Here is a 22,745-nt window from a genome sequence, read left to right as displayed (position 1 = left end):
GACGTCTTTCTCAATCAGGAACGGTCGTGGTTATGGGTCCCGGCCTTCGCCGGGACGACGAGGGGATGTCAAAACATCTCGAAATATTCGCGCTGCTCCCAGTCCGACACCTCGGCCTGGAAGCGCTCGATCTCGGCGTTCTTGATGAAGACGTAGTAGTCGACGAACTCCGGCCCCAACGCCCGGCGGAAGAACGGATCGTCGTTGAGCGCGAACACCGCCTCGCGCAATGACTTCGGCAAGAGCGCGGCCTTGGTCTCGTAGGGCGTGTCGGCGGATGGGCCGGGATCGAGCTTGCGGTCGACGCCGTCGAGGCCGGAGAGGATTTGCGAAGCCATGTAGAGATAGGGATTGGCGGCCGGCTCGCCGATCCGGTTCTCCAGCCGGGTCGCCGGATCATTGGCGCCGCCGAGCACGCGGATCATGACGCCGCGGTTGTCGCGGCCCCAGATCGCGCGGTCGGGTGCCAGCGAGTAGGAGCGGTAGCGCTTGTAGCCGTTGATGGTCGGCGTCGTGAACACGGTCGAGGCGCGCGCGTGCTCGATCAGGCCCGCGAGCCAGGCGCGGCCGAGCGGGCTGAGCGGCTCGCCGGCCTCCTTCGCCATGAAGACGTTCTCGCCATTGGCGCGCGACACCAGCGACTGGTGCAGATGCCAGCCGCTCGCGAACACGTTCGGCAGTTTCGGCCGGCACATGAAGGTCGCGTGATAGCCGTGGCGGCGCGCGATCTGCTTCACCGCCGAGCGAAACAGCACCATGATGTCGGCCGGCGCGAGTCCTGTGGTCGGCGCGAAGGTGAATTCGCACTGGCTCGGGCCGAACTCGACCTCGACCGTGCGCAACGGCAGATCGAGTGCGATGATATCGCGGCGAATGATCTCGAGCGCCGGCTCCATCTGATCGTAGCGCTGCTCGGTGAGGTACTGATAGCCGTGCGACAGCAGGCTGACCGATGGCGGCCGTCCGGGCTGGCCGGCATCCTCCGGCGCCATGTGGGCGTCGTCGAGCTTGAACAGATGGAATTCGACCTCGAGGCCGGCGACGAAATCGTAGCCGCGGCCTGCGAGCTGATCGAGCACCTTGCGATAGAGATTGCGGGTCGCGAACGGCACCGGCCGGCCGTCGCTGAAATAGAGATCGCACAGCAGCCAGCCGGTATTCTCCGCCCAGGGCAGCACGCGGAAGGTGGTGGGGTCGGCGACCATCAGCACATCGGCTGCGCCCTCCATCTCCTTCATGCCGAAGCCGCCGCCAGCGGTGAACACCGGAAACACCGTCTTGTGCGAGGTGTCCTTGGCGAGCATCGTCGTGGTGATCGAGCAGCCGCCTTCCAGCGCGCGCACCGCTTCGCTGGCGATCAGCGTCTTGCCGCGCAGGATGCCGTGCTGGTCGGGAAACGACAGGCGGATGACCTCGAGGTTCTTCTCCTCGACGATGCGGCGGAGGCGCTGTGCGGCCTCCTTCTGCTCATCCGACCACAGGCCATGACGCTCGACGAAGCTCACTGCGTCGCTCCTCTCTCAGTCGTCATTGCGAGCGAAGCGAAGCAATCCATCGTTCCGCATACGCGGAGGCATGGATTGCTTCGTCGCTTCGCTCCTCGCAATGACGGCTGGTGTTGAACACATGCTATTCCGCCGCCGTCAGATGCTGCACCTTGCCCGCGATCTCGCGCGGCACGGGCGCGGCCCACGGTGCGCCGCGGCGGCGTTTGACGTCGACCTCCATCCAGTAGAGCTCCCAGCCTTGGGTCGGCCCGATGCCGTCCATCGTCGCCGGGCCCTGGATGCTGCGCGCGGAGGCCTCATCGAGGAACAGCATCGGCTTCTCGCCGCCGGAAACCTTCTCGATCTCCTGCCGCAGCAGGCGGCGATACTGCACGATCGCCTTGTCGCTCTGGCCGAGATGCTCGTTGGTGCGGTCCTGGATCGCGCCCATCGATTCCACCGCCCACTGGTCGTGGACGTTGATGTCGGTGCCCATGCCGGTATAGGTCTCGGTCGCCTGCTCGTGCGGATCGAAGCCGTAATCGTTGCTGCGGTTCTTGCGCGACTTGTAATCGGGCAGCGTATAGAGCGCGAGCCGCTGATCGCGCATCTTCTGCTTGTCGACCGGCGCCGCGTAGCTGGTGAAGATCGCGTACCAGTAGCAGTTCTCGTCGTCGACCGGCACGTGCCACTGCGTGATCGTCATCTCGGTCGACATCGGAATCACGAAGCCGTGCGGAAACAGCTGGTTGGTGACGCGCACATGGGTGCTGGTGTCATCGAGCTGGCGCAGCGCGATCAGGCGAAGGCCGTATTCGGTGTGCTCGACATTGATGATCGGGCGATCATATTCGCGCAGGATCTTGGTCATCGGCATGTCGCTGCCGGCGGAGGCGCCGCGGAACTGCTTGCCGTAGGCCGCCGAGGTGTCCTCGTCCTCGAAGAAGCGATGCAGGAAGGAGGCGTGCGCCGGATCGATGCCGACCTCGAGCGCCTGCAACCAGTTGCAGTTCATGTGGCCCTTGAATGCGAAGGTGTGGCTGCCGGGCGCGACGAAGCAGTCGAGCTCCGGAAAGGCGGGCGGAGCGCCTTCGCCCAGGTAAGCCCACAGGATGCCGCTCTTCTCCACCACCGGATAGGAGCGCTGCTTGATGCCCTTGCACAGCTGCGAGCCGGCCGGCTCGGCCGGCGTCTCGATGCACTGGCCTGATGTGTCGAACAGCCAGCCGTGGAAGGCGCAGCGCAGGCCGCCGTTCTCGAGCCGGCCGAAGGCGAGGTCGGCGCCGCGATGCGCGCAGTGGCGATCGATCAGGCCGTAACTTCCGTCCTCGCCGCGGAACAGCACCAGGTTTTCGCCCAGCAGCCGCACCGGCCGAACCGGACGTGGCCCTTCGAGTTCGTCGACCAGCGCCGCCGGCTGCCAGTAACTCCGCATCAGCTTTCCGCAAGGGTCCTTGCGGCCGGTGCGGGTGATCAGATCGTTCGCTTCCTGGCTCATCATGGCGGCGTCTCCCGGATTTGGAATTGTTCGCCTATTGAACGAATGTGCGAATTATGCCATGTCTGGTTTGGACAGCAAGCGCAATTTTTGAACCGTTCAAAGCCGCAGACCCCCGATGCCCAAGCTGAAACGGACCGATCAGGACGAGCGCGCCACCGATTTCGTCGAGGCGCTCGATCGTGGCCTGCGCCTGCTGCAGGTGTTCGGCACCGTCACCGGTCCGGCGACGCTGAGCGATCTCGCACGCGCCGCCGATTTGCCGCGCGCCACCGTGCGCCGCATCCTGTTCACGCTCGCGCATGGCGGTTTTGTCAGCACCGACGGCAAGCTGTTCACGCTGACGCCGCATGTGCTGACCTTGGCCGGCTCGTTCCTGCAATCCAATCAGGTGGTGACGGTGCTGCAGCCGGTGCTCGATCGCATCGCGACCGCGGCGCAGGAGATTGCTTCGCTTGCGCTGCTCGACGGCGACGACGTCGTGTTCGTCGCGCGCTCGAGCCCGACCCGGGTGTTCTCCGCCGGTCTCGACATCGGCTACCGGCTGCCGGCGTTCTGCACCTCGGTCGGCCGCGCCATGCTCGGCCGGTTCGATGATGCCGAGCTCGCGGCGCGCCTGAAGGCGATGCGCCGTGAAGCTGTGACGCCGCAGACCACGACCGACCCGAAGAAGCTGCTCGCGACGATTATCGCCGATCGCGCGCAGGGCTACTCACTGGTCGACCGCGAAGCGGAGCCGCATTTCCGCTCGATCTCGGTGCCGGTGCGCCGCTACGACGGCACCATCGTCGCCGCGATCAACATGGGCGCGCATGTCGATCGGGTGCCGGCCAAGGAGTTGATCGATCGTTTCCTGCCGCTGCTGCGCGAAGGGGCGGAGGATGTGAAGAGCCGGTTGCTGTGAGGATCAAGTAGCAGCCGCATCGGAACCGCGGTCCCCTCTCCCGCTTGCGGGGGAGGGTTAGGGTGGGGGCTCTCTCCACGAGTCATATCGCGGAGAAAGCCCCCACCCGGTTCGCATCTGTCGATGCGAACCGACCTCCCCCGCAAGCGGGAGAGGTGCAGCGAGTTTGCCGCCAGACCGCTTCCATCTAACCGCTTCGCGCTTTGGCTCTGTCGGCGCGGGCTGCCAGGCTGCGGCCCGGAATTCCCCTCTGCGCTGTGCGCTTCGAGTTTTTGCCATTGCCCAAGGCGGAGCCACGCAATAATCCTCAAGGCAAGCAATAGCCTGGGGGAAACAGATGAGCCAGACCGCAACCGTCGCGCCCGATCAGGGCGCCCGCAGCGAGATCGAGACGTCCACGATCCGAGCGATCTCCTGGCGGCTGATCCCGTTCCTGATCCTGGCCTACTTCTTCTCCTATCTCGACCGCGTCAATCTCAGCTTCGCGGCGCTCACCATGAATGCCGAGCTGAAGTTCTCGCCCCTGGTATTCTCCTTTGGCGCCGGCATCTTCTTCATCGGCTATTTCGTCTTCGAGGTGCCGAGCAATCTGGCGCTGGAGCGGTTCGGCGCCAGCAAATGGATCGCCCGCATCATGGTGAGCTGGGGCATCCTCTCGGCGTTGATGGCGGCGGTCTATGACGAGCACAGCTTCTACGCGCTGCGCTTCTTCCTCGGCGTCGCCGAGGCCGGCTTCTTCCCCGGCATCATTCTCTATCTGACCTATTGGTATCCGGCCGAGTATCGCGCGCGCTTCCTCGCCGCGTTCGCGATCGCCGTCCCGGTTTCGACCGCGATCGGTGCGCCGATCTCCGGCCTGCTGCTCGGGCTCGACGGCGTGATGGGGCTGAAGGGCTGGCAGTGGCTGTTCGTCATCGAGGGCATCCCCTCGGTGCTGCTCGGCATCGTCACTTGGTTCTATCTCACCGACCGGCCCGAGAAGGCCGATTGGCTCTCGGCCGAGCAGAAGACGTGGCTGAAGGCGAAGCTCGATGCCGAGGTCGCGGCCAAGCAGGCGGCGAAGCACTTCACGCTGTTCGAGGCGCTGTCCTCGCCGAAGGTGCTGGCGCTCAGCGCTATCTATTTCGGTTTCGTCGCCTCGCTCTACGGCATGCAGTTCTGGTTGCCGCAGATCGTCAAGGCGTTCGGTCTGACCAACGCGCAGACCGGTTTCGTCACCGCGATCCCCTATGCGTTCGGCACCGTCGCGATGATCCTGTGGGCGCGCCGGTCCGATGCCACGCGGGAGCGCGTGTTTCATGTCGGCGCGCCGCTCTTGCTCACGGCGCTGGCGCTCGCCGTCTCCAGCTACATCACCGATCCGACCATGACGATGGTCGTGCTGACGGTCGCCGCGATCGGCGTGTTCTGCACCTTCGCGGTGTTCTGGACGCTGCCGACCGCCTGGCTGTCCGGCACCGCCGCCGCCGGCGCGATCGCGCTGATCAACTCGATCGGCAACCTCGCCGGATTCGGGGGGCCCTATCTGATCGGCTGGGTCAAGGAGGCGACCGGCAGCACCTCGACCGGTCTATTGGTGCTGGCGCTGCTGCCGCTCGCGGCGGGGCTTTTGGTTTTCCTCGGCAGCCACGAGACCAAGACCGAGTTCGCCGACGCGAAGTAACGATGTTGGTTGTTACGATTTGCCGCGAGCCTGGTTTCAGGCCGTCCTCTGCGCTCCGGCAAGCCCGAGAAAAACCAGCATGGCCCGATTGAGCCGCAGGAGGTCTTCATCATCGAGGCGTCCAATCTCCGTCCCGATCTTTGATTTTGCTACCGTAGTGATCTTGTCCACCATCAGGCGGGAAGGTGCACGCAGCCCGTTGCGCTCGTTCGGTTCGACCTGCACTCGGAAGAGTGGCGCCTCGATCTCCTCCGTCGTAAACGGACAAACCGTAACCGAATCTGTCGCGTCAAAACTGTCGTCTTGCACGATGACGACCGGTCGCGGCTTGCCCGCATAGTCCTTTCCACCGGCGACGATCCAGATTTTGCCGCGCTCCATTCGCTGTTGAACGGCCATTAGGCCTGCTCCATTGCTAGGTACCCGCCCGTGGACGGGGTTTCGATGGGCGCAAGCTACGTTGAGTCGGGTGAGCAAATGTTTCGGACCGGCAACTTCGCGAAGAGACCACGGTCATCTATTTCCAGGTCATTCTGTTTCGTCGGGCCATACGGAGATGGCGTCGACAAATGCCTGTTCGTGATCGGCTTGAGCGCTTGACGCTACGGCCAATGATTGTCGGTGCGCTTCTGACTTGAATCGCTCCGAGCGAACATCGGGTACCCAAATTTGGATTGGCCGAAGCCCTTGGGCGCGGAGTCGCTCTCGATGTTCGCGAACCTTGATCCGTGACGGCTTCGGCGTCGAGGAAGAGGCCATGAACCTTTCTCCACATAGTTACATGTAACCATAGCAAGAATTATTCATGGACGCCATGGAGCTCACGAATAGGTTACTACTGACGAATATTGACATTTATCAGTGATAAATCGATACTCTTCATCAGTCGTCAGCCCGATGGAGAATTCAGATGTTCGGCCGTTCCATTTTCTCGAGCTATTACAGGCTCTTGACGGGAGCATCGCTTGCTTTTGCGGTGTTCGCGCTGGCCGGCTGTAACGAAAAGGCGGCCGAAACCGAAGATCCGGGACGCCCCGTGCTGGTGGCGACCGTCCATTATGAAGCTGAAACCCCTGAGCGCAGCTTTGTCGGCACCATCAAGCCCCGTATCGAAGCCGATATGGGCTTTCGGGTCGCCGGCAAGGTGGCCAAGCGGCTGGTCGAGGTCGGACAGACAGTCGACGTTGACCAGCCCTTGGCCACCCTCGACGAGGTCGACCTGAAGCTGCAGGCCGAGCAGGCGGAGGCGGAATTCACCGCCGCCACCGGCGTGCTGGCGCAGGCCGCGGCCGCCGAGCAGCGCGCCAAGGACCTGAAAGCCAAGGGCTGGACCACCGATGCGGCGCTCGATTCGGCTAAGGCGGCCGGTGATGAAGCGCGGGCGCGGCTGAACCGCGCCGAGCGCTCGGTCGAGCTGACCAAGAACTCCCTCTCTTATGCAACGCTGGTGGCCGACACCCGGGGTGTCGTCACAGCGACCATGATCGAGCCCGGCCAGGTGGTTGCCGCGGGCCAGGCCTCGATCCGTGTCGCCCGACTTGGTGAGAAGGAAGCCGTCGTCGCGATCCCAGAGACGCTTCTTGCTCGTGCCAGGTCGGGCGTTGCCGCGGTGACGCTGTGGACGGATGCCAAGAAGTCCTATGCCGCGAAGCTGCGCGAGGTCGCGCCGCAGGCCGATCCCGCCACCCGCACCTATCTCGCAAAATTCTCGCTGCCGGACGCCGACGAGGCGGTCTCGCTCGGCATGACCGCGACGCTGACCTTGGCCGACAAGGCGAGCGAGCGGGTGGCAAAGCTGCCGCTGTCGGCGCTGTACAGCCAGGGCGGCGATCCCTCGCTCTACATCGTCGACGACAAGGGCGACATCGCGCTGAAGCCGGTGAAGGTGAAGGCCTATGAGAGCAACAACGTCGTCATCTCCGGCGGTGTCGACGACGGCGCCAAGGTGGTCGCTCTCGGCGTGCAGAAACTCGATCCGAGCCAGAAGGTGCGGGTCGTGTCGTCGCTGTCGTTCTAGTCCCGCGTCATTGCGAGGAGCGAAGCGACGAAGCAATCCACGTCGCCGCGCGCTGAAGAATGGATTGCTTCGCTTCGCTCGCAATGACGATTGAAGTCGAGACGATTTGGACCTGGAGAGTTCGATGAAGCGCTTCAACCTTTCGGCCTGGGCGGTCAGCCATCCGACGCTGGTGCTGTTCCTGATGATCATCCTCGGCGCCGCCGGCTTCTTCTCCTATGAGAAGCTCGGCCGTGCCGAGGATCCGTTCTTCACCGTGAAGGTGGTGAACGTCTCGGTGATGTGGCCGGGCGCGACCTCGCAGGAAATGCAGATGCAGGTCGCAGATCCGATCGAGAAGAAGCTGCAGGAGCTGCCGTTCTTCGACAAGGTGCAGACCTATTCCAAGCCGGGCTTCACGGCGATGCAGGTCTCCTTCAAGGATTCGACCTCGCCGAAGGATGTGCCCTATCTCTTCTATCTCCTGCGCAAGAAGCTGGTCGACGTGCAGGGCGAGCTGCCCTCCGGCATCCTCGGTCCCGTGGTCAACGACGAATTCTCCGACGTCGATTCGATCCTCTATATGATGACCGGCGACGGCGCCAATTACGCGCAGCTCAAGAAGGTCGCGGAAGGTTTTCGCCAGCGCCTGCTGAAGGTGCCGGGTGTGACCAAGATCGATCTCTACGGCATCCAGGACGAGCGCATCTTCGTCGAATTCTCGCATGCCAAGCTGGCGACGCTCGGCATCACGCCGCAGGCGCTGTTCGACTCGCTCGCCAAGCAGAACAACGTCACGCCGGCCGGCACGGTCGAGACGTCGTCGCAGCGCGTGCCGCTGCGCGTCACCGGTGCGCTTGACGGCGTCAAGGCGGTTGCCGAAACGCCGGTCGAGAGCAACGGCCGCGTGTTCCGGCTCGGCGATATCGCGACCGTTACGCATGGCTATGTCGATCCGCCGACCTTCAAGGTCCGCCAGGAAGGCAAGCCCGCGCTTGGCGTCGGCGTCGTTACCGCCAAGGGCGCCAACATCCTCGAGCTCGGCAAGGAAGTGCAGCAGGCGACCGCCGAGTTCATGAAGGCGGTCCCGCAGGGCATCGATATCAAGCAGATCGCCGACCAGCCCAAGGTGGTCGAGCACGCCGTCGGCGAGTTCGTGCACTCCTTCGTCGAGGCGCTCGCGATCGTGCTGTTCGTCTCGTTTGTGGCGCTCGGCTGGCGCACCGGCATTGTGGTGGCGCTGTCGGTGCCGCTGGTGCTCGGCATCGTCTTCATCGTGATGAACGCGATGTCGCTCGACCTGCACCGCATCACGCTCGGCGCGCTGATCATCGCGCTCGGCCTTCTGGTCGACGATGCCATCATCGCGGTCGAGATGATGGTGGTGAAGATGGAACAGGGCTGGGACCGCATGAAGGCGGCGTCCTTTGCCTGGGAATCTACTGCGTTTCCGATGCTCACGGGGACGCTGGTCACGGCCGCTGGCTTCCTCCCCATCGGCTTTGCCAATTCGGCGGTCGGCGAATATGCCGGCGGCATCTTCTGGATCGTGGCGATCGCGCTGGTCGCCTCCTGGTTCGTCGCGGTGATCTTCACGCCCTATATCGGCGTCAAGCTGCTGCCGAACATCAAGGTGCACCAGAACCACGATCCGCACGCGATCTATGAGACGCGGATGTATCGCGGCCTGCGCAGCGTCGTGCAGTGGTGCGTCGATCACCGCATCAAGGTGGTGGCGGCGACCGTCGGCGTGTTCGTCGCCGCGATCGTCGGCTTCGGCCACGTCCAGCAGCAGTTCTTCCCGCTGTCGGAGCGGCCCGAGCTGTTCCTGCAGCTCCGCCTGCCCGAAGGCACGGCCTTCAACGTGACTGAAAAGGCAGTGAAGCAGGCCGAAGGGCTGCTGAAGGGCGACCAGGACATTGCGACCTACACCGCCTATGTCGGCCAGGGCTCGCCGCGCTTCTGGCTCGGCCTCAACCCGCAGCTGCCGAACGAGGCGTTCGCCGAGATCGTGATCCTCGCCAAGAACGTCGAGGCGCGCGAGCGCGTCAAGGCCAAGATCGAGCAGGCCGCCGCCGACGGCGCGCTGAACGAGGCGCGGGTCCGCGTCGACCGCTTCAACTTCGGTCCGCCGGTCGGCTTCCCGGTCCAGTTCCGCGTGATCGGACCGGATGCGAACAAGGTGCGCGACATCGCCTATCAGGTGCGCGAGGTCATGCGCCAGAACAAGAACGTCAAGGACGTCCAGCTCGACTGGAACGAGCAGTCGCCCTATCTGAAGCTCGCCGTCGATCAGGATCGGGCGCGCGCGCTCGGTCTGACGCCGCAGGACGTCTCGCAGGCGCTGGCGATGCTGATCTCAGGCGCGCCGGTCACCACGATCCGCGACGGCATCGAGAAGGTCGGCGTGGTCGCCCGTGCGGTCCAGTCCGAGCGGCTTGATCTCGGCCGGGTTGGCGACCTCACCATCACGTCACGCAATGGTGTGGCGGTCCCGCTGCAGCAAATTGCAAAAATCGAATATGCGCATGAGGAGCCGATCCTGTGGCGGCGCAACCGCGACATGGCGATCACGGTGCGCTCGGATGTCGTCGACGGCGTGCAGGCGCCCGACGCCACCAACCAGATCGCGCCGAAGCTGAAAGATATCCAGGCCCATCTCGAGCCGGCCTACCGGATCGAGCCGGGCGGCGCGTTCGAGGAATCCGCCAAGGGCAACGCGTCGATCTTCATCCTCTTCCCCGTGATGGTGATGGTGATGCTGACGCTCTTGATGATCCAGCTGCAGAGCTTCTCGCGCCTGACCTTGGTGTTCCTGACCGCGCCGCTCGGCATCGTCGGCGCCTCGTTGGGGCTCAACGTCGCCAACCAGCCGTTCGGCTTCGTGGCGCTGCTCGGCCTGATCGCGCTTGCCGGCATGATCATGCGCAACACGGTGATCCTGGTCGATCAGATCGAGAGCGACGTGGCGTCCGGCCTGACCCGGCGCGAGGCGATCGTCGAGGCCACCGTCCGGCGCGCCCGGCCGGTGGTGCTGACCGCGCTCGCCGCGATCCTCGCCATGATCCCGCTGTCGCGCTCGGCGTTCTGGGGCCCGATGGCGATCACCATCATGGGCGGTTTGTTTGTTGCGACTTTCCTGACCTTGCTGTATCTGCCGGGCCTTTACGCCCTCTGGTTCCGCAAGACCCTCGAGGAAAGCGGCCCCGAGCAAACCGATGCTGCGCCGCAGCATGCGGGAAAAGGACAACTCGCATTTCCACTTGCTGAGGCGGCCGAATAATTGAAGATTGAGCAGGCCAACATGACACTGATCTCGGAACATAGCGAAACCGACACCCGCGAACGGATTCTCGTGGTGGCGGAGCGCTTGTTCCGGCAGATCGGCTACCAGAAGACCACGGTCGCCGACATCGCCAAAGAGCTGCGGATGAGCCCCGCCAACGTGTACCGCTTCTTCGATTCGAAGAAGTCGATCCACGAAGGCGTGGCCCGCGGCCTGATGGGCGAGGTCGAGGTCGAGGCGCAGCGCATCGCGCGGTCGGAGGGGCCGGCCGCGACGCGCTTGCGGCAGATGATGACGACCATCAATCGCATGAACACCGAGCGCTATGTCGGCGATTCTAAGCTCCACGAGATGGTCGAGATCGCGATGCAGGAGGACTGGGAGGTCTGCGTCGCCCATATGGAGCTGATCGGCCAGATCATCGGCGAGGTGATCGCGCAGGGCGTGGCCTCGGGCGAATTCGAGGTCGAGGATCTCGAGGTTGCCGCGCTGTGCGCCTGCACGGCGATGATGCGGTTCTTCCACCCGCAGATGATCGCCCAATGCGCCACCAAGCCGGGCCCGACCATCGATCAGATGATCGATTTCGTCATCTTCGGCCTGTCGCCGCGCGCCCGCGCCCATTGAGCGCCAGACCTGACGTTTTCGTCAGTTGACTCTCCTGTCATTGCGAGCGAAGCGACGTGGTAGCCCGGATGGAGCGCAGCGTAATCCGGGCATTGATCCGCTTGCGAGATCGCCCCGGATTGCGCTGCGCTCCATCCGGGCTACCAAGGGGCTGCACCGTGACCGCGAGAGACCTGCATTTCTACGAGCCGAAGAACGGCCACGGCCTGAAGCACGACCCGTTCAACGCCATCGTGGCGCCGCGGCCGATCGGCTGGATTTCCTCGCGTGACAAGGGCGGCAACGTCAACCTCGCGCCCTACAGCTTCTTCAACGCCTTCTGCTACGTGCCGCCGATCATCGGCTTCTCCTCCACCAACTGGAAGGACAGCGTCGCCAACATCCAGGACACCGGCGAGTTCGTCTGGAACCTGGCGACGATGGATCTGGCCAAGCACATGAACGCGACCGCGGCGCATGTCGCGCGCGATGTCGACGAGTTCAAGCTCGCGGGGCTGACGCAGGTACCCGGCAAGCTCGTCAACGTGCCGCGCGTTGCCGAAAGCCCGGTGTCGTTCGAATGCAAGGTGAGCCAGATCATCCAGCTCCAGGGCGCCGACGGCAAGAAGGCCGAGGCCTGGCTGACGCTCGGCGAGGTCGTCGCCGTCCATATCGACAAGGCCTTCATCAAGGACGGCGTCTACCAGACCGGTCTCGCCCACCCGATCGTCCGCGCCGGCCGGCGGGGCGACTATTTCGAGATCAAGCCGGAAAACATGTTCGAGATGATCCGGCCGGATTGAGCCTGTCCATGTAACCGCCATTGCGAGCCAATGGACGTTTGCCTCACAAATTGCGCAACGCACTCAGTGTCGTCCCTGCGAAAGCAGGGACCCATAACCACGAATGTTCATTGTCGCATTACGCCGGAACGACGAGCTCCATTCACAACACCCGCGGCGGCGTATGGGTCCCTGCGTTCGCAGGGACGACAGTAGTGAGTGTGGCGCGAAATGTACATCAAGCGAACGAATAGGGCTTACGGCGAGTACAGCGCTTTGCCGTCTCACCCGCAATGACGGAAGCGAAAACCACAACAATGTGAAATTTCCGCCCTCGGGGATGAAAAACCGTCACTCGCAACCTCGGGGCGAGCAGTCTAACCTCCCGCGCGCCAGGCCGGATCAACGGCCGGCCAGCAGAGTGGGAGGATGCGATGACACGTCAAGAGCGGCGCGATCCGAACGTTTCACGGCGAACACTTGTCCAGGGATTGGCGGTGGGGGCGGCCGCTGCCGCAACCGGCGTCGGTGGCGCGCTGGCCCAGAACGCGCCAGCGCCTGTCGGGCCGCCGACAACCATCACCAGCCCGCCGCGCGACTTCAGTCCGCGCGGTGCGCCGACCACCTATTTCTGGGACCCCGACGTCATCGCCGTCGATCCGTCCTTCAACGACCTCGCCCAGCCCAACACCTCGATCAAGCGCCTGCACACCGGCCTGTTGTGGGCGGAAGGGCCGGCCTGGAGTGCGCAGGGCCGCTACCTCCTGTGGAGCGACATCCCGAACAACCGGCAGATGCGCTGGTCGGAAGATGACGGCCATGTCAGCGTGTTCCGCATGCCGTCGAACTATTCGAACGGCAATTCATTCGACTTCCAGGGCCGCCAGCTGTCTTGCGAGCATCTCACCCGCCGCGTGACGCGCTACGAGAATGACGGCACCGCGACAGTGCTCGCCGATTCCTATCAGGGCAAGCGGCTGAACTCGCCGAACGACATCGTCGCGCATCCCGACGGCAGCTACTGGTTCACCGATCCGCCTTATGGCGGCCAGCTCTATGAGGGCGAGCCGGACGCGGCCGGCGGCCCCGGCAATTCCGCCGGCAAGCTCAATCCCAGGATCGGCCAGCCGGCGGGCTTCGTGCCGGCCAAGCGCGAACTGCCGACCAATTGCTACCGCATCGATCCCTCCGGCCGCATTGATCTCGTGGTGAGCGAGGACCAGGTGCCGGATCCGAACGGCATCTGCTTCTCGCCGGACTACAAGAAGCTCTATGTCGTCTCGACCGGCAAGGGACCGGGCGATACCGGCGCGGGCGGCAAGGGCGACGTCTTCGTGTTCGATGTCGGGCCCGACAACAAGCCGACCAATGGCAAGCGCTTCAGCGATTTCATGATCGACGGCGTGAAGTGCGGACCGGACGGCATCCGCTGCGACGTCAACGGCAATGTCTGGTGCTCGAGCAATGCCGGCCGCGCGGTCGGTTACAACGGCGTGACGTGCTGGTCGCCGGAAGGCAAGCTGCTCGGCCGCATCCGGTTGCCTGAGGTGTGCGGCAACATCACCTTCGGCGGCCCCAAGCGCAACCGCCTGTTCATGGCCGCAAGCCAGTCGCTCTACGCGGTCTATACCGCGACCCAGGGCGCCGGGCCGGCGTGAGTGAGGCATGGTGAGGTGAAGTAGAGTGTAACCGCGCAGCAAACTGCGCCCCCTCTCCCGCTTGCGGGGGAGGCATAGGCGGCCCAGCGGGCCGCCGTTCTTGGATAGGACGCCGACGCTAAAGCGTCGGCTACGGGTGGGGGTCTCTCCGCGAGTCGTATCGTGGAGACAGCCCCCACCCGCCGCGCTACGCGCGTCGACCTCCCCCGCAAGCGGGAGAGGTGCCGGAAGACTGATCGAACTTGGTAGCATCTGCCCGGCGCCATCCCCCGCTACCTGATTGTCGCACCTCAGCTTTCGGAACTGAACGCGCGGCCTGCCGTTAACAAACGGCGGCTTGGCCGCGTCAATTTCGCTTTATTTGAACAGCGAAGTGTTCACCGGGGACCGGCACTTTCCGATAAGATTATGCATCCGCGCCGCCGATCCATGAGGACCCCACCATGAGCTTCCGCCGCGATTACCTTTCCAAGCCGATCTTCTCCTGGGCGCGTGGCGTGCTGCCGACCATGTCGGATACCGAGCGCGAGGCGCTGGAAGCCGGCGATGTCTGGTGGGACGCCGATCTCTTCACCGGCAATCCCGACTGGTCGAAATTGCTGGCGTTCGCGCCGGCCAAATTGACTGACGAGGAGAACGCCTTCCTGCACGGTCCGGTCGACGAGCTCTGCGCGATGCTCGACGAGTGGAAGATCAACTGGGAATGGCGCGATCTGCCGCCGGAGGTCTGGGCCTTCATCAAGGCCAAGAAATTCTTCGGCATGATCATTCCCAAGGAGTTCGGCGGCCTCGGCTTCTCGCCCTATGCGCATTCCGAAGTGGTGCGCAAAATCTCCTCGCGCTCGCTGACCGCGGCGGTCACCGTGATGGTGCCGAACTCGCTCGGGCCGGGCGAACTGTTGATGCGCTTCGGCACCAGGGAGCAGCAAGACAAATGGCTGCCGCGTTTGGCTGCTGGCCAGGACATTCCCTGCTTCGGCCTGACCAGCCCGGAGGCCGGTTCGGACGCCGCCTCGATGATCGACACCGGCATCATCTGCAAGGGCAATTTCGAAGGCCGCGAAGTGCTGGGCTTGAGGCTCAACTGGCACAAGCGCTACATCACGCTCGGTCCGGTCGCGACGCTGCTCGGCCTTGCCTTCAAGGCCTATGATCCCGATCACCTCGTCGGCAGCGAGGACGAGCTCGGCATCACGGTCGCGCTGATCCCGACCCATCTGCCCGGCGTCTCGATCGGCCATCGCCATCTGCCGGCGATGCAGGTGTTCCAGAACGGTCCGAACTGGGGCAAGGACGTCTTCATTCCGCTCGACTACATCATCGGCGGCCAGGAGCGGTTGGGGCAGGGCTGGAAGATGCTGATGACGGCGCTCGCCGCCGGCCGCGGCATCTCGCTGCCGTCGCTGTCGGCCGCGGGTGCCGCCTATGCCGCGCGCACCACCGGCGCCTATGCCCGCATCCGCGAGCAGTTCGGCATTTCCATTTCCAAGTTCGAGGGCATCGAGGAGCCGCTGGCGCGGATCGCCGGCACCGCCTATCTGCTCGACGCCGCGCGGCGGCTGACCTGTGCTGCGCTGAACGAGGGGCATCATCCCGCCGTCATTTCCGGGATCATGAAGCTGCACGCCACCGAGCGGATGCGGATCGCGATCGACGACGCGATGGACATCCATGGCGGCAAGGCCGTGATCGACGGGCCGCAGAACTATCTCGGCGGGCTCTACCGCTCGGTGCCGGTCGGCATCACGGTCGAGGGCGCCAATATCCTGACCCGCAATCTGATCGTGTTCGGGCAAGGCGCGATCCGCGCGCATCCTTACCTGTTGCAGGAGATGAACGCGCTCAGTGAGCCCGATCGCGACAAGGGCCTGACTGCGTTCGACACCGCGTTCTGGAAGCATGTCGGCCACAGTTTCGCGACCATGTTCCGCGCCTGCGGCCGCAGCTGGAGCTTTGGCCTGTTTGCGCCGGCGCCGGATGCCGGCGATGCGACGGAGTTCTATCGTCAGCTCTCGCGCTATTCGTCGGCGTTCGCGCTGTGCGCCGACATGGCGCTGCTCACCCTCGGCGGTGCGCTGAAGCGCAAGGAGATGCTCTCCGCGCGCTTCGGCGACATCCTGTCCGAGCTCTATCTGCTCTCCGCCGCGCTGAAGCGCTGGCAGGACGAGGGTCGGCAGAAGGAGGATCTGCCCGCGCTCGAATGGTGCATGGCATCGGGCTTCAAGACCATCGAGAACCGCTTTGCGGAGATCCTCGCGAACCTGCCGAACCGCCCGGTGGCATGGCTGCTGAAATTCCTGATCCAGCCGTTCGGCGCGCGCGTCACGGGTCCGTCCGATCGCATCGTGCATCTCTGCGCCCAGCTCGTGCTGTCGCCATCCGCGGCGCGCGACCGCTTGACGCCGGACCTTGCCTTTGTCGAGGACGACGGCGGCATCGCGCGGCTGGAGAAGGCCTTCCGCCTCGTCGCCGCCGCCGAGGATGCGGCCAAACAGTTGCGCGCGGCGCGGCTGCATGACTGGCAGGAGGCGGTCAAGAAGGGCGTCATCACCCAGGATGACGGCGAGAAGCTCGCCGCCGCTCACGAGGCCGTCACAAAAGTCATCGAGGTCGATGATTTTGCGCCGGAGGCGCTGTCCCCGATTTACAAGAAATCCGCCGACGTGCATCAGTTCTTCCAGGAGCTTGGTGAGCAGAGGGCGGCGAGCTGATGGCGCGACCAGTCTTTATCGTCGACGGCAGCCGAACGCCGTTCCTGAAGGCACGCTCCGGTCCCGGCCCGTTCACCCCGGTCGATCTCGCCGTGCAATGTGGCCGGCCGCTGCTGGCGCGGCAGCCGTTCGCGCCTGATACCTTCGACCAGGTCATCCTCGGCTGCGTCAACGTCATCGCCGACGAGATGAATCCGGCGCGGGTCGCGGCGCTGCGGCTCGGCATGGGCGAGCAGATGGTCGCCTTCACGGTGCAGATCAATTGCGGCTCCGGCATGCAGTCGATCGACACCGGCTATCGCTATATCCGCGAGGGCATCTCCGATCTGATCCTCGCCGGTGGCGCTGAGGCACTGAGCCACGCGCCGCTGGTCTGGCCCAATTCCGGCGTGCGCTGGTTTGCCGGCTTTGCCGGTGCCAAGGGGCTGGGCGCCAAGATCGCCGCGGCGCTGAAGGTGAAGCCGAGCTACTTCAAGCCGATCATCGGCCTCGAGCGCGGGCTGACCGATCCGATCACCGAGCTCAACATGGGCCAGACCGCCGAGAAGGTCGGCCATCTCTTCGGCATCACCCGTGCGCAATCCGATGCCTACGCGGCCGAGAGCCACCAGCGGCTGGCGAATGCGCAGAAGCAAGGCTTCCTCAAGGGTGAGGTCGAGACCGCGTTCTCGCGCGACGGCAAGTTCTACGATCATGACGATGGCGTTCGGCCGGACTCCACAGCCGAGACGCTGGCAAAGCTGAGGCCGGTGTTCGAGCGCCCATGGGGCCAGGTCACCGCCGGCAATTCCTCGCAGATCACCGACGGCGCCTCCTGGGTGATCCTGGCGTCCGAGACCGCGGTGGCCAAGCACGGGCTGACGCCGAAGGCCGTCATCCTCGACAGCCAGTGGTCGGCGCTCGATCCCTCGATCATGGGCCTCGGTCCGGTGCTGTCGGCGAGCGCGCTGCTCAAGCGCAACAGCATGACATTGCAGGACGTCGAGACCTGGGAGCTGAACGAGGCCTTTGCCACCCAGGTGCTCGGCTGCCTCGCCGCCTGGAACGACGACAAATTCTGCCGCGAGATTTTGGGACTTGACGGCGCGGCAGGCGAGATCGACCGCGCGAAGTTGAATGTCGACGGCGGCGCGATCAGCCTCGGCCATCCCGTCGGCACCAGCGGCAACCGCATCGTGCTGCATCTGGTCAATGCGATGCAGCGGCTCGGCACCAGGCGCGGCGTCGCCACCGAATGCATCGGTGGCGGGCAGGGCGGCGCGATGTTGATTGAGATGGTGTGATCATGGATTCACGGATCATGGACCTTCTCGCCGATCGCGTGCTCGAGCTCGGGCCGAAGCCGGCCGCTGAGAGCCCGTACAGGAATTTCAAACTGACGCGGGACGAGGATGGCATTGCCTGGCTGCTGTTCGACCGCGCCGGTGCCAGCGCCAACACGCTGTCCGCCGATCTGCTCGAAGAGCTCGACGCCATCGTCACGGCGCTGGAGAACCAGCGGCCGACCGGCCTCGTGGTGCGCTCGGCCAAGAAAAGCGGCTTCATCGCCGGCGCGGACGTCAACGAGTTTCGCGGCGTCACCGACCCCGGCGCGGTCGAGACCCAGATCGGCCGCGCGCATGCGGTGATGGACCGGCTCGAGGCGCTGCGCGTGCCGTCGGTCGCCGTCATCCACGGCTTCTGCCTCGGCGGCGGGCTCGAGGTCGCGCTCGCCTGTCAGATGCGGATCGCGATCGACGATGCCCGGTTCGGCTTCCCTGAGGTGATGCTCGGCCTGCATCCCGGCCTCGGCGGCACCGTGCGCTTCACCGAGCTAATTAACCCGATGCAGGCGATGACCTTGATGCTGACCGGCAAGACGATCGACGCGCGCCGCGCCAAGGCGCTCGGCCTGGTCGATGCCGTGACGCAGGAGCGTCATGTCCGCAACGCGGTCAAGGACGCGGTGTTCGGCCGGCTGAAGCGCGCCAAGCCCGGCATGCTCAACTCGCTACTCAATCTCGGCCCGGTGAGGGGCTTCCTCGCCTCGCGGATGCGCAGCGAGGCCGAGAAGGCCGCGCCGCGCAAGCATTATCCAGCGCCCTATGCGTTGATCGATCTCTGGGAGAAGCATGCCGGCAACCGCGCGGCGATGCTGAACGCGGAGAAGGCCTCGTTCGCCAATCTGATGGTAACGCCGACCGCACAAAATCTGATCCGGGTCTTCTTCCTGCGCGAGCAGATGAAGAAGGTGGCAGGATCCGGCAACAAGGTTGCGCACGTCCACGTCATCGGCGCCGGCGCGATGGGTGGCGACATCGCGGCCTGGTGCGCCAACCAGGACATGCGGGTCACGCTGGCCGACATGAAGGCCGAGCCGATCGCGGGTGCGATGAAGCGCGCCTCCGAGCTGTTCGGCAAGATCATGCGCAGGAAGATTGACCAGCGCGACGCTCTCGACCGGCTGATCCCCGACATGGACGGCGAGGGCGTCCGCAACGCCGATCTGATCATCGAGGCGGTGCCGGAAAAGCTCGAGCTGAAGCAGAAGATCTATGCCGGCCTCGAGCCGAAGATGAAGCCGGGCGCGATCCTCGCCACCAACACGTCGAGCATCCCGCTGCAGGATCTGCGTACCACGCTTGCAACGCCGGAGCGGCTGCTCGGCCTGCATTTCTTCAATCCGGTGTCGCGGCTGCAACTCGTCGAGGTCGTCAGCCATGACAGCGCCGATGCCAGCTTGCTCAGGCAGGCGCTCGCCTTCGTCGGCGCCATCGACCGCCTGCCGCTGCCGGTGAAGAGCTCGCCGGGCTTCCTCGTCAACCGCGCGCTGACGCCCTACATGCTGGAAGCGATGATGATGCTGGACGAGAAGACCGACCAGCGCCTGATCGACGCGGCCGCGATCGAGTTCGGCATGCCGATGGGCCCGATCGAGCTCGCCGACCAGGTCGGCCTCGATATCTGCCTCGATGTCGGCGACATGCTGCGCTCGAAGTTCGGTGACGCGCTGCCGCCGACGCCGGCGTGGTTGCGCGAAAAAGTCGCCAAGGGCGAGCTCGGCCGCAAGACGGGCAAGGGCTTTTATACCTGGAAGGACGGCAAAGCGGAGAAATCGCCTTTGCCGGAGACTGGCCCACGCGTGAGCGATGAAATGATCGATCGCCTGGTGCTGCCGATCTCGAATGTCTGCGTCGCCGCCTTGCGCGAAGGCATCGTCGACGATCCCGACATGGTCGACGGCGCGATGATCTTCGGCACCGGCTATGCGCCGTTCCGTGGCGGCCCGCTCAACTATGCGCGCAGCCGCGGGGTCGACGATATCGTGTCGACCATGCAATCGCTGATGCGCAAGTTCGGCGGGCGATTTGCGCCGGATACCGGCTGGGAGAGCTTCAAGTGACCGACACCCAAGCACCCGAGACTCACGTTCACGCGCCGCCGATCAGCGGCAACGAGCCGCAGGGCGATCTCTGCATCCGCACGCTGGCGATGCCGGCCGACACCAACGCCAATGGCGATATCTTCGGCGGCTGGCTGCTCAGCCAGATGGATCTCGGCGGCGGCGTGTTCGCGGGCAAGGTTGCAAAGTCGCGTACCGTGACGGTCGCGATCGACGCGATGAACTTCCGCAAGGCGGTCTATGTCGGCGATCTCGTCTCGGTGCACGCCAACCTCGTGCGCGTCGGCCGCACCTCGATCACGGTACATCTGGAAGCCTGGGTGCTGCGCCGCCGCGAGCAGCAGTCGATCCTCGTCACCGACGGCAATTTCACTTATGTCTCGATCGACGAGCAGGGCCATCCGCAACCGATCCAGCGCGACGGCGCGACGATTTCGACCTGACGTTTTTCGCGCGAAAACGCCACTGATTCGGCGCAAGTGAAACGCGTCGAAACTGAGACCGGAGCGCTGCCTGATTGCAAAAAGGCGCTTCGGTTCGCAAATAAACCTAGGAACAAACAGGCAGTGACACCGTTGTCGGCCCGGAATCAAACCGAGGCCTACAATGTCAGACAGCTGCGTGATCGAGGTAAATTCACAAACCGCGGGTATCGTGGTGCGCGACGCGCGCGGGTACGCGTTTTTTGCCGCCTCGCACCTTTTCCAGGCCCTTGAAGGCCAAATCTTCCGCAACGCACGCGAGGCCGAGCGTGCGGCGCGACGCCTTGTCACCGGGCAAATTTTGCAGGTCGCTTCCTGATCGGCCAATGAGCTGCGGCGTGCCGTTTGCGTGCGCTGCAGGAGGCTGTATTGATGCATCCGGGTTCACGGAATATTTCCCCGGATGTCGCAGACACAAGGCCAAGCGTCGCAGACACAACAGACACAACAGACACAAGGAGCGCTGCTGTTCGATATCGACGGCACGCTCGCCGATACCGATCCACTCCATCTGGCAGCGTTCAACCGGGTGCTCGGCCCGCATGGACATTCGTTCGATCACGCGCGCTTCGGCAGGGAGCTGCAAGGCTTCTCCAACGCATCGATCGGCGAGCGCTTTCTCGCCCACGAGCCGCCTGAGCGCCGCGCCGGCATCCTCAGCGAGAAGGAGCGGATCTTCCGCGAACTGGTCAGCGGCCAGATCGTGCCGGTGCCGGGATTGATGGCGTTGCTCGACCGCGCCGATCGCGCCGGCGTGCCGATGGTGGCGGTGACCAATGCGCCGCGCCCGAACGCCGAACTGCTGCTCTCGGGGCTGGGTATCGCGCACCGTTTCAAGGCCCTCGTGATCGGCGACGAGCTGGCGCACGGCAAGCCGCACCCATTGCCGTATCTCGAGGGGCTGCGCCTCGCGGGCGCGGCGGCATCGGCGTCACTGGCGTTCGAGGACTCGCGCTCCGGCATTCAGTCCGCGACGGCGGCGGGCATCGCGACGATCGGGATGCGAACCGGGCTCAGTCATGCCGACCTGCTCGCGGCCGGCGCCGTCGCCAGCGCCCGGGCGTTCGACGATCCGGAATTGATCCGCCTGGTTGCGTCGGCCATGTCTTGGTAAGCCATGACTTGGTAAATCGGCATTGCTGCAACGCAGTTCTTAACCCCGGCGATGCTTGCTCGTTGACCTCGGTGCCGAACGGTCGCACCATGGGCGACTCGCCGTTTCAAGGGGGCCGCCGTGGCCGGACTCTCCCATCGCCAGACTGAAATCCTCAACATTGCACGCGCATTCGGCCGGGTCATGGTCGAAGACCTTGCCAAGCGGTTCGAGGTGTCGGCGCAGACCATCCGCAAGGACCTCAACGATCTCTGCGACGAGCGGTCGCTGACCCGTATCCATGGCGGTGCGATCATCGCCTCTGGTGTCGAGAACCTCGCCTATGAGGCGCGGCGCTTCGTCGCCGCCGAGGAGAAGAAGGCGATCGGCGCCGCTGCGGCCGCGCGGATTCCGAACGGCTGCTCGCTGTTCATCAATATCGGCACCACCACGGAAGAGGTCGCCAGCGCGCTCACCTCGCACGAGGACCTCCTCGTCATCACCAACAACCTCAACGTCGCGATGCTGCTGTACCGTCATCCGCGCATCGAGGTGGTGGTGGCCGGCGGCACGGTGCGTCGCGCCGACGGTGCGGTGGTCGGCTCCACGGCGACGCAGCTGATCGGCCAGTTCAAGGTCGACTACGCCATCATCGGTGCGTCCGCGATCGACGAGGAGGGCGCGCTGCTCGACTTCGACTATCGCGAGGTACAGGTGGCGCAGGCGATCATCGCCAATGCGCGCAACGTGATGCTGGTGTCGGATGCGACCAAACTCCGCCGCAGCGCGCCGGTGCGCATCGCGCATATGAGCCAGATCCAGACCTTCGTCACCGACTCGCCGTTGCCTGCGGGCCTCGCCAACATCTGCCACAGCAGAGGGATCGAGGTGGTCGTCGCAATGGACAAGCCGGCCGTCGACATCGACGACAATGGCGCCGACGCGACACCGGCGACGCTGCGCAGCGCGTGATTCCGTATCATCTCGCTGTCATCGCCCGGCTTGACCGGGCGATCCAGTATTCCAGAGACATTCGCGCTTGAGCCGAGACGCCGCGGCGTACTGGATGCCCCGCTTGAAGCGGGGCATGACAGCGGATGCGACGAAGCCGTGCGCAGTGCGGAGCTCTGAATAGTCAGTGCCTTCGCTGACTCGCTGGTGACAAATGGATGCCGCGGCATTCACCCTCCCCTGGAG

The 22,745-nt window shown here is 64.6% G+C and carries 18 protein-coding genes; 14 read left to right on the top strand and 4 right to left on the bottom strand.

Annotation, left to right across the window (positions count from 1 at the left end; genetic code table 11):
• Positions 1 to 68: 68 nt before the first annotated feature.
• Together QMZ05_RS30885 and QMZ05_RS30880 are read right to left on the bottom strand one after the other, a co-directional pair.
• Positions 69 to 1,505 carry a glutamine synthetase family protein gene (locus tag QMZ05_RS30885; RefSeq protein ID WP_353704187.1) on the bottom strand — a complete coding sequence of 479 codons (1,437 nt, stop codon included), beginning with the start codon at positions 1,503 to 1,505 and terminating at the stop codon, positions 69 to 71.
• A 124-nt stretch (positions 1,506 to 1,629) separates the two neighbouring features.
• Positions 1,630 to 2,988, bottom strand: coding sequence for an aromatic ring-hydroxylating dioxygenase subunit alpha (locus QMZ05_RS30880; RefSeq protein ID WP_353704186.1), 1,359 nt, complete (start codon positions 2,986 to 2,988; stop codon positions 1,630 to 1,632).
• Between the two features lie 115 nt (positions 2,989 to 3,103).
• Here QMZ05_RS30880 and QMZ05_RS30875 point away from each other — a divergent pair, with 115 nt between their 5' ends.
• Together QMZ05_RS30875 and QMZ05_RS30870 are read left to right on the top strand one after the other, a co-directional pair.
• On the top strand, positions 3,104 to 3,889 hold the full coding sequence (locus tag QMZ05_RS30875; RefSeq protein WP_353704185.1) for an IclR family transcriptional regulator C-terminal domain-containing protein: 786 nt from the start codon (positions 3,104 to 3,106) through the stop codon (positions 3,887 to 3,889).
• A 337-nt stretch (positions 3,890 to 4,226) separates the two neighbouring features.
• Complete coding sequence (locus tag QMZ05_RS30870) at positions 4,227 to 5,552, top strand: MFS transporter (RefSeq protein ID WP_353704184.1); 1,326 nt, start codon at positions 4,227 to 4,229, stop codon at positions 5,550 to 5,552.
• Positions 5,553 to 5,588: 36 nt separating this feature from the next.
• On the opposite strand, the gene QMZ05_RS30865 is transcribed toward QMZ05_RS30870, so the two are convergent.
• Together QMZ05_RS30865 and QMZ05_RS30860 are read right to left on the bottom strand one after the other, a co-directional pair.
• Positions 5,589 to 5,933 carry a type II toxin-antitoxin system PemK/MazF family toxin gene (locus QMZ05_RS30865; protein ID WP_353704195.1) on the bottom strand — a complete coding sequence of 115 codons (345 nt, stop codon included), beginning with the start codon at positions 5,931 to 5,933 and terminating at the stop codon, positions 5,589 to 5,591.
• A gap of 147 nt (positions 5,934 to 6,080) precedes the next feature.
• Positions 6,081 to 6,311: an antitoxin MazE family protein gene (locus QMZ05_RS30860; protein ID WP_353704183.1), complete on the bottom strand. Its 231-nt coding sequence runs from the start codon at positions 6,309 to 6,311 to the stop codon at positions 6,081 to 6,083.
• A 151-nt stretch (positions 6,312 to 6,462) separates the two neighbouring features.
• Between QMZ05_RS30860 and QMZ05_RS30855 the strand changes: the two genes are divergently transcribed.
• The 12 genes from QMZ05_RS30855 to QMZ05_RS30800 all read left to right on the top strand — a co-directional run bounded on the left by QMZ05_RS30855 (position 6,463) and on the right by QMZ05_RS30800 (position 22,520).
• Positions 6,463 to 7,569 (top strand): efflux RND transporter periplasmic adaptor subunit, encoded by a 1,107-nt coding sequence (locus tag QMZ05_RS30855; RefSeq protein ID WP_353704182.1) that lies wholly within the window; start codon positions 6,463 to 6,465, stop codon positions 7,567 to 7,569.
• A 124-nt stretch (positions 7,570 to 7,693) separates the two neighbouring features.
• Complete coding sequence (locus tag QMZ05_RS30850; protein WP_353704181.1) at positions 7,694 to 10,831, top strand: efflux RND transporter permease subunit; 3,138 nt, start codon at positions 7,694 to 7,696, stop codon at positions 10,829 to 10,831.
• Positions 10,832 to 10,852: 21 nt separating this feature from the next.
• Positions 10,853 to 11,461 carry a TetR/AcrR family transcriptional regulator gene (locus QMZ05_RS30845; protein ID WP_353704180.1) on the top strand — a complete coding sequence of 203 codons (609 nt, stop codon included), beginning with the start codon at positions 10,853 to 10,855 and terminating at the stop codon, positions 11,459 to 11,461.
• 158 nt (positions 11,462 to 11,619) lie between these two features.
• On the top strand, positions 11,620 to 12,243 hold the full coding sequence (locus tag QMZ05_RS30840; RefSeq protein ID WP_353704179.1) for a flavin reductase family protein: 624 nt from the start codon (positions 11,620 to 11,622) through the stop codon (positions 12,241 to 12,243).
• 413 nt (positions 12,244 to 12,656) lie between these two features.
• The gene (locus tag QMZ05_RS30835; RefSeq protein ID WP_353704178.1) at positions 12,657 to 13,880 is read left to right on the top strand and encodes an SMP-30/gluconolactonase/LRE family protein; all 1,224 of its coding nucleotides are present in this window, start codon (positions 12,657 to 12,659) and stop codon (positions 13,878 to 13,880) included.
• 443 nt (positions 13,881 to 14,323) lie between these two features.
• Positions 14,324 to 16,591 (top strand): acyl-CoA dehydrogenase, encoded by a 2,268-nt coding sequence (locus tag QMZ05_RS30830; protein WP_353704177.1) that lies wholly within the window; start codon positions 14,324 to 14,326, stop codon positions 16,589 to 16,591.
• On the top strand, positions 16,591 to 17,874 hold the full coding sequence (locus QMZ05_RS30825) for an acetyl-CoA C-acetyltransferase (RefSeq protein ID WP_353704176.1): 1,284 nt from the start codon (positions 16,591 to 16,593) through the stop codon (positions 17,872 to 17,874). The genes QMZ05_RS30830 and QMZ05_RS30825 overlap by 1 nt, the downstream gene beginning before the upstream one ends.
• Before the next feature lie 2 nt (positions 17,875 to 17,876).
• Positions 17,877 to 19,973 carry a 3-hydroxyacyl-CoA dehydrogenase NAD-binding domain-containing protein gene (locus QMZ05_RS30820; RefSeq protein WP_353704175.1) on the top strand — a complete coding sequence of 699 codons (2,097 nt, stop codon included), beginning with the start codon at positions 17,877 to 17,879 and terminating at the stop codon, positions 19,971 to 19,973.
• A gap of 89 nt (positions 19,974 to 20,062) precedes the next feature.
• Positions 20,063 to 20,416, top strand: coding sequence for an acyl-CoA thioesterase (locus QMZ05_RS30815; RefSeq protein ID WP_076866407.1), 354 nt, complete (start codon positions 20,063 to 20,065; stop codon positions 20,414 to 20,416).
• A 163-nt stretch (positions 20,417 to 20,579) separates the two neighbouring features.
• Positions 20,580 to 20,774: a hypothetical protein gene (locus QMZ05_RS30810; protein ID WP_279708262.1), complete on the top strand. Its 195-nt coding sequence runs from the start codon at positions 20,580 to 20,582 to the stop codon at positions 20,772 to 20,774.
• A gap of 84 nt (positions 20,775 to 20,858) precedes the next feature.
• Entirely contained in the window at positions 20,859 to 21,569 is a 711-nt protein-coding gene (locus QMZ05_RS30805; RefSeq protein ID WP_353704174.1) for an HAD-IA family hydrolase, read from the top strand.
• Between the two features lie 120 nt (positions 21,570 to 21,689).
• Complete coding sequence (locus tag QMZ05_RS30800) at positions 21,690 to 22,520, top strand: DeoR/GlpR family DNA-binding transcription regulator (RefSeq protein WP_050421933.1); 831 nt, start codon at positions 21,690 to 21,692, stop codon at positions 22,518 to 22,520.
• Positions 22,521 to 22,745 lie beyond the last annotated feature (225 nt).

This window comes from Bradyrhizobium sp. INPA03-11B, from assembly GCF_040446015.1.
Classification (GTDB): domain Bacteria; phylum Pseudomonadota; class Alphaproteobacteria; order Rhizobiales; family Xanthobacteraceae; genus Bradyrhizobium; species Bradyrhizobium macuxiense_A.
This window is presented reverse-complemented; position numbering and strand designations above follow the sequence as displayed.

Excerpts from the sequence above, each read along its gene's own strand:
- QMZ05_RS30845 (WP_353704180.1), top strand. The coding sequence starts at position 10,853 with ATGACACTGATCTCGGAACATAGCGAAACCGACACCCGCGAACGGATT.
- QMZ05_RS30810 (WP_279708262.1), top strand. The coding sequence starts at position 20,580 with ATGTCAGACAGCTGCGTGATCGAGGTAAATTCACAAACCGCGGGTATC.
- QMZ05_RS30865 (WP_353704195.1), bottom strand. The coding sequence starts at position 5,933 with ATGGAGCGCGGCAAAATCTGGATCGTCGCCGGTGGAAAGGACTATGCG.
- QMZ05_RS30870 (WP_353704184.1), top strand. The coding sequence starts at position 4,227 with ATGAGCCAGACCGCAACCGTCGCGCCCGATCAGGGCGCCCGCAGCGAG.
- QMZ05_RS30880 (WP_353704186.1), bottom strand. The coding sequence starts at position 2,988 with ATGATGAGCCAGGAAGCGAACGATCTGATCACCCGCACCGGCCGCAAG.
- QMZ05_RS30820 (WP_353704175.1), top strand. The coding sequence starts at position 17,877 with ATGGATTCACGGATCATGGACCTTCTCGCCGATCGCGTGCTCGAGCTC.
- QMZ05_RS30875 (WP_353704185.1), top strand. The coding sequence starts at position 3,104 with ATGCCCAAGCTGAAACGGACCGATCAGGACGAGCGCGCCACCGATTTC.
- QMZ05_RS30825 (WP_353704176.1), top strand. The coding sequence starts at position 16,591 with ATGGCGCGACCAGTCTTTATCGTCGACGGCAGCCGAACGCCGTTCCTG.
- QMZ05_RS30835 (WP_353704178.1), top strand. The coding sequence starts at position 12,657 with ATGACACGTCAAGAGCGGCGCGATCCGAACGTTTCACGGCGAACACTT.
- QMZ05_RS30855 (WP_353704182.1), top strand. The coding sequence starts at position 6,463 with ATGTTCGGCCGTTCCATTTTCTCGAGCTATTACAGGCTCTTGACGGGA.
- QMZ05_RS30815 (WP_076866407.1), top strand. The coding sequence starts at position 20,063 with ATGCCGGCCGACACCAACGCCAATGGCGATATCTTCGGCGGCTGGCTG.
- QMZ05_RS30860 (WP_353704183.1), bottom strand. The coding sequence starts at position 6,311 with ATGGCCTCTTCCTCGACGCCGAAGCCGTCACGGATCAAGGTTCGCGAA.
- QMZ05_RS30830 (WP_353704177.1), top strand. The coding sequence starts at position 14,324 with ATGAGCTTCCGCCGCGATTACCTTTCCAAGCCGATCTTCTCCTGGGCG.
- QMZ05_RS30805 (WP_353704174.1), top strand. The coding sequence starts at position 20,859 with ATGTCGCAGACACAAGGCCAAGCGTCGCAGACACAACAGACACAACAG.
- QMZ05_RS30850 (WP_353704181.1), top strand. The coding sequence starts at position 7,694 with ATGAAGCGCTTCAACCTTTCGGCCTGGGCGGTCAGCCATCCGACGCTG.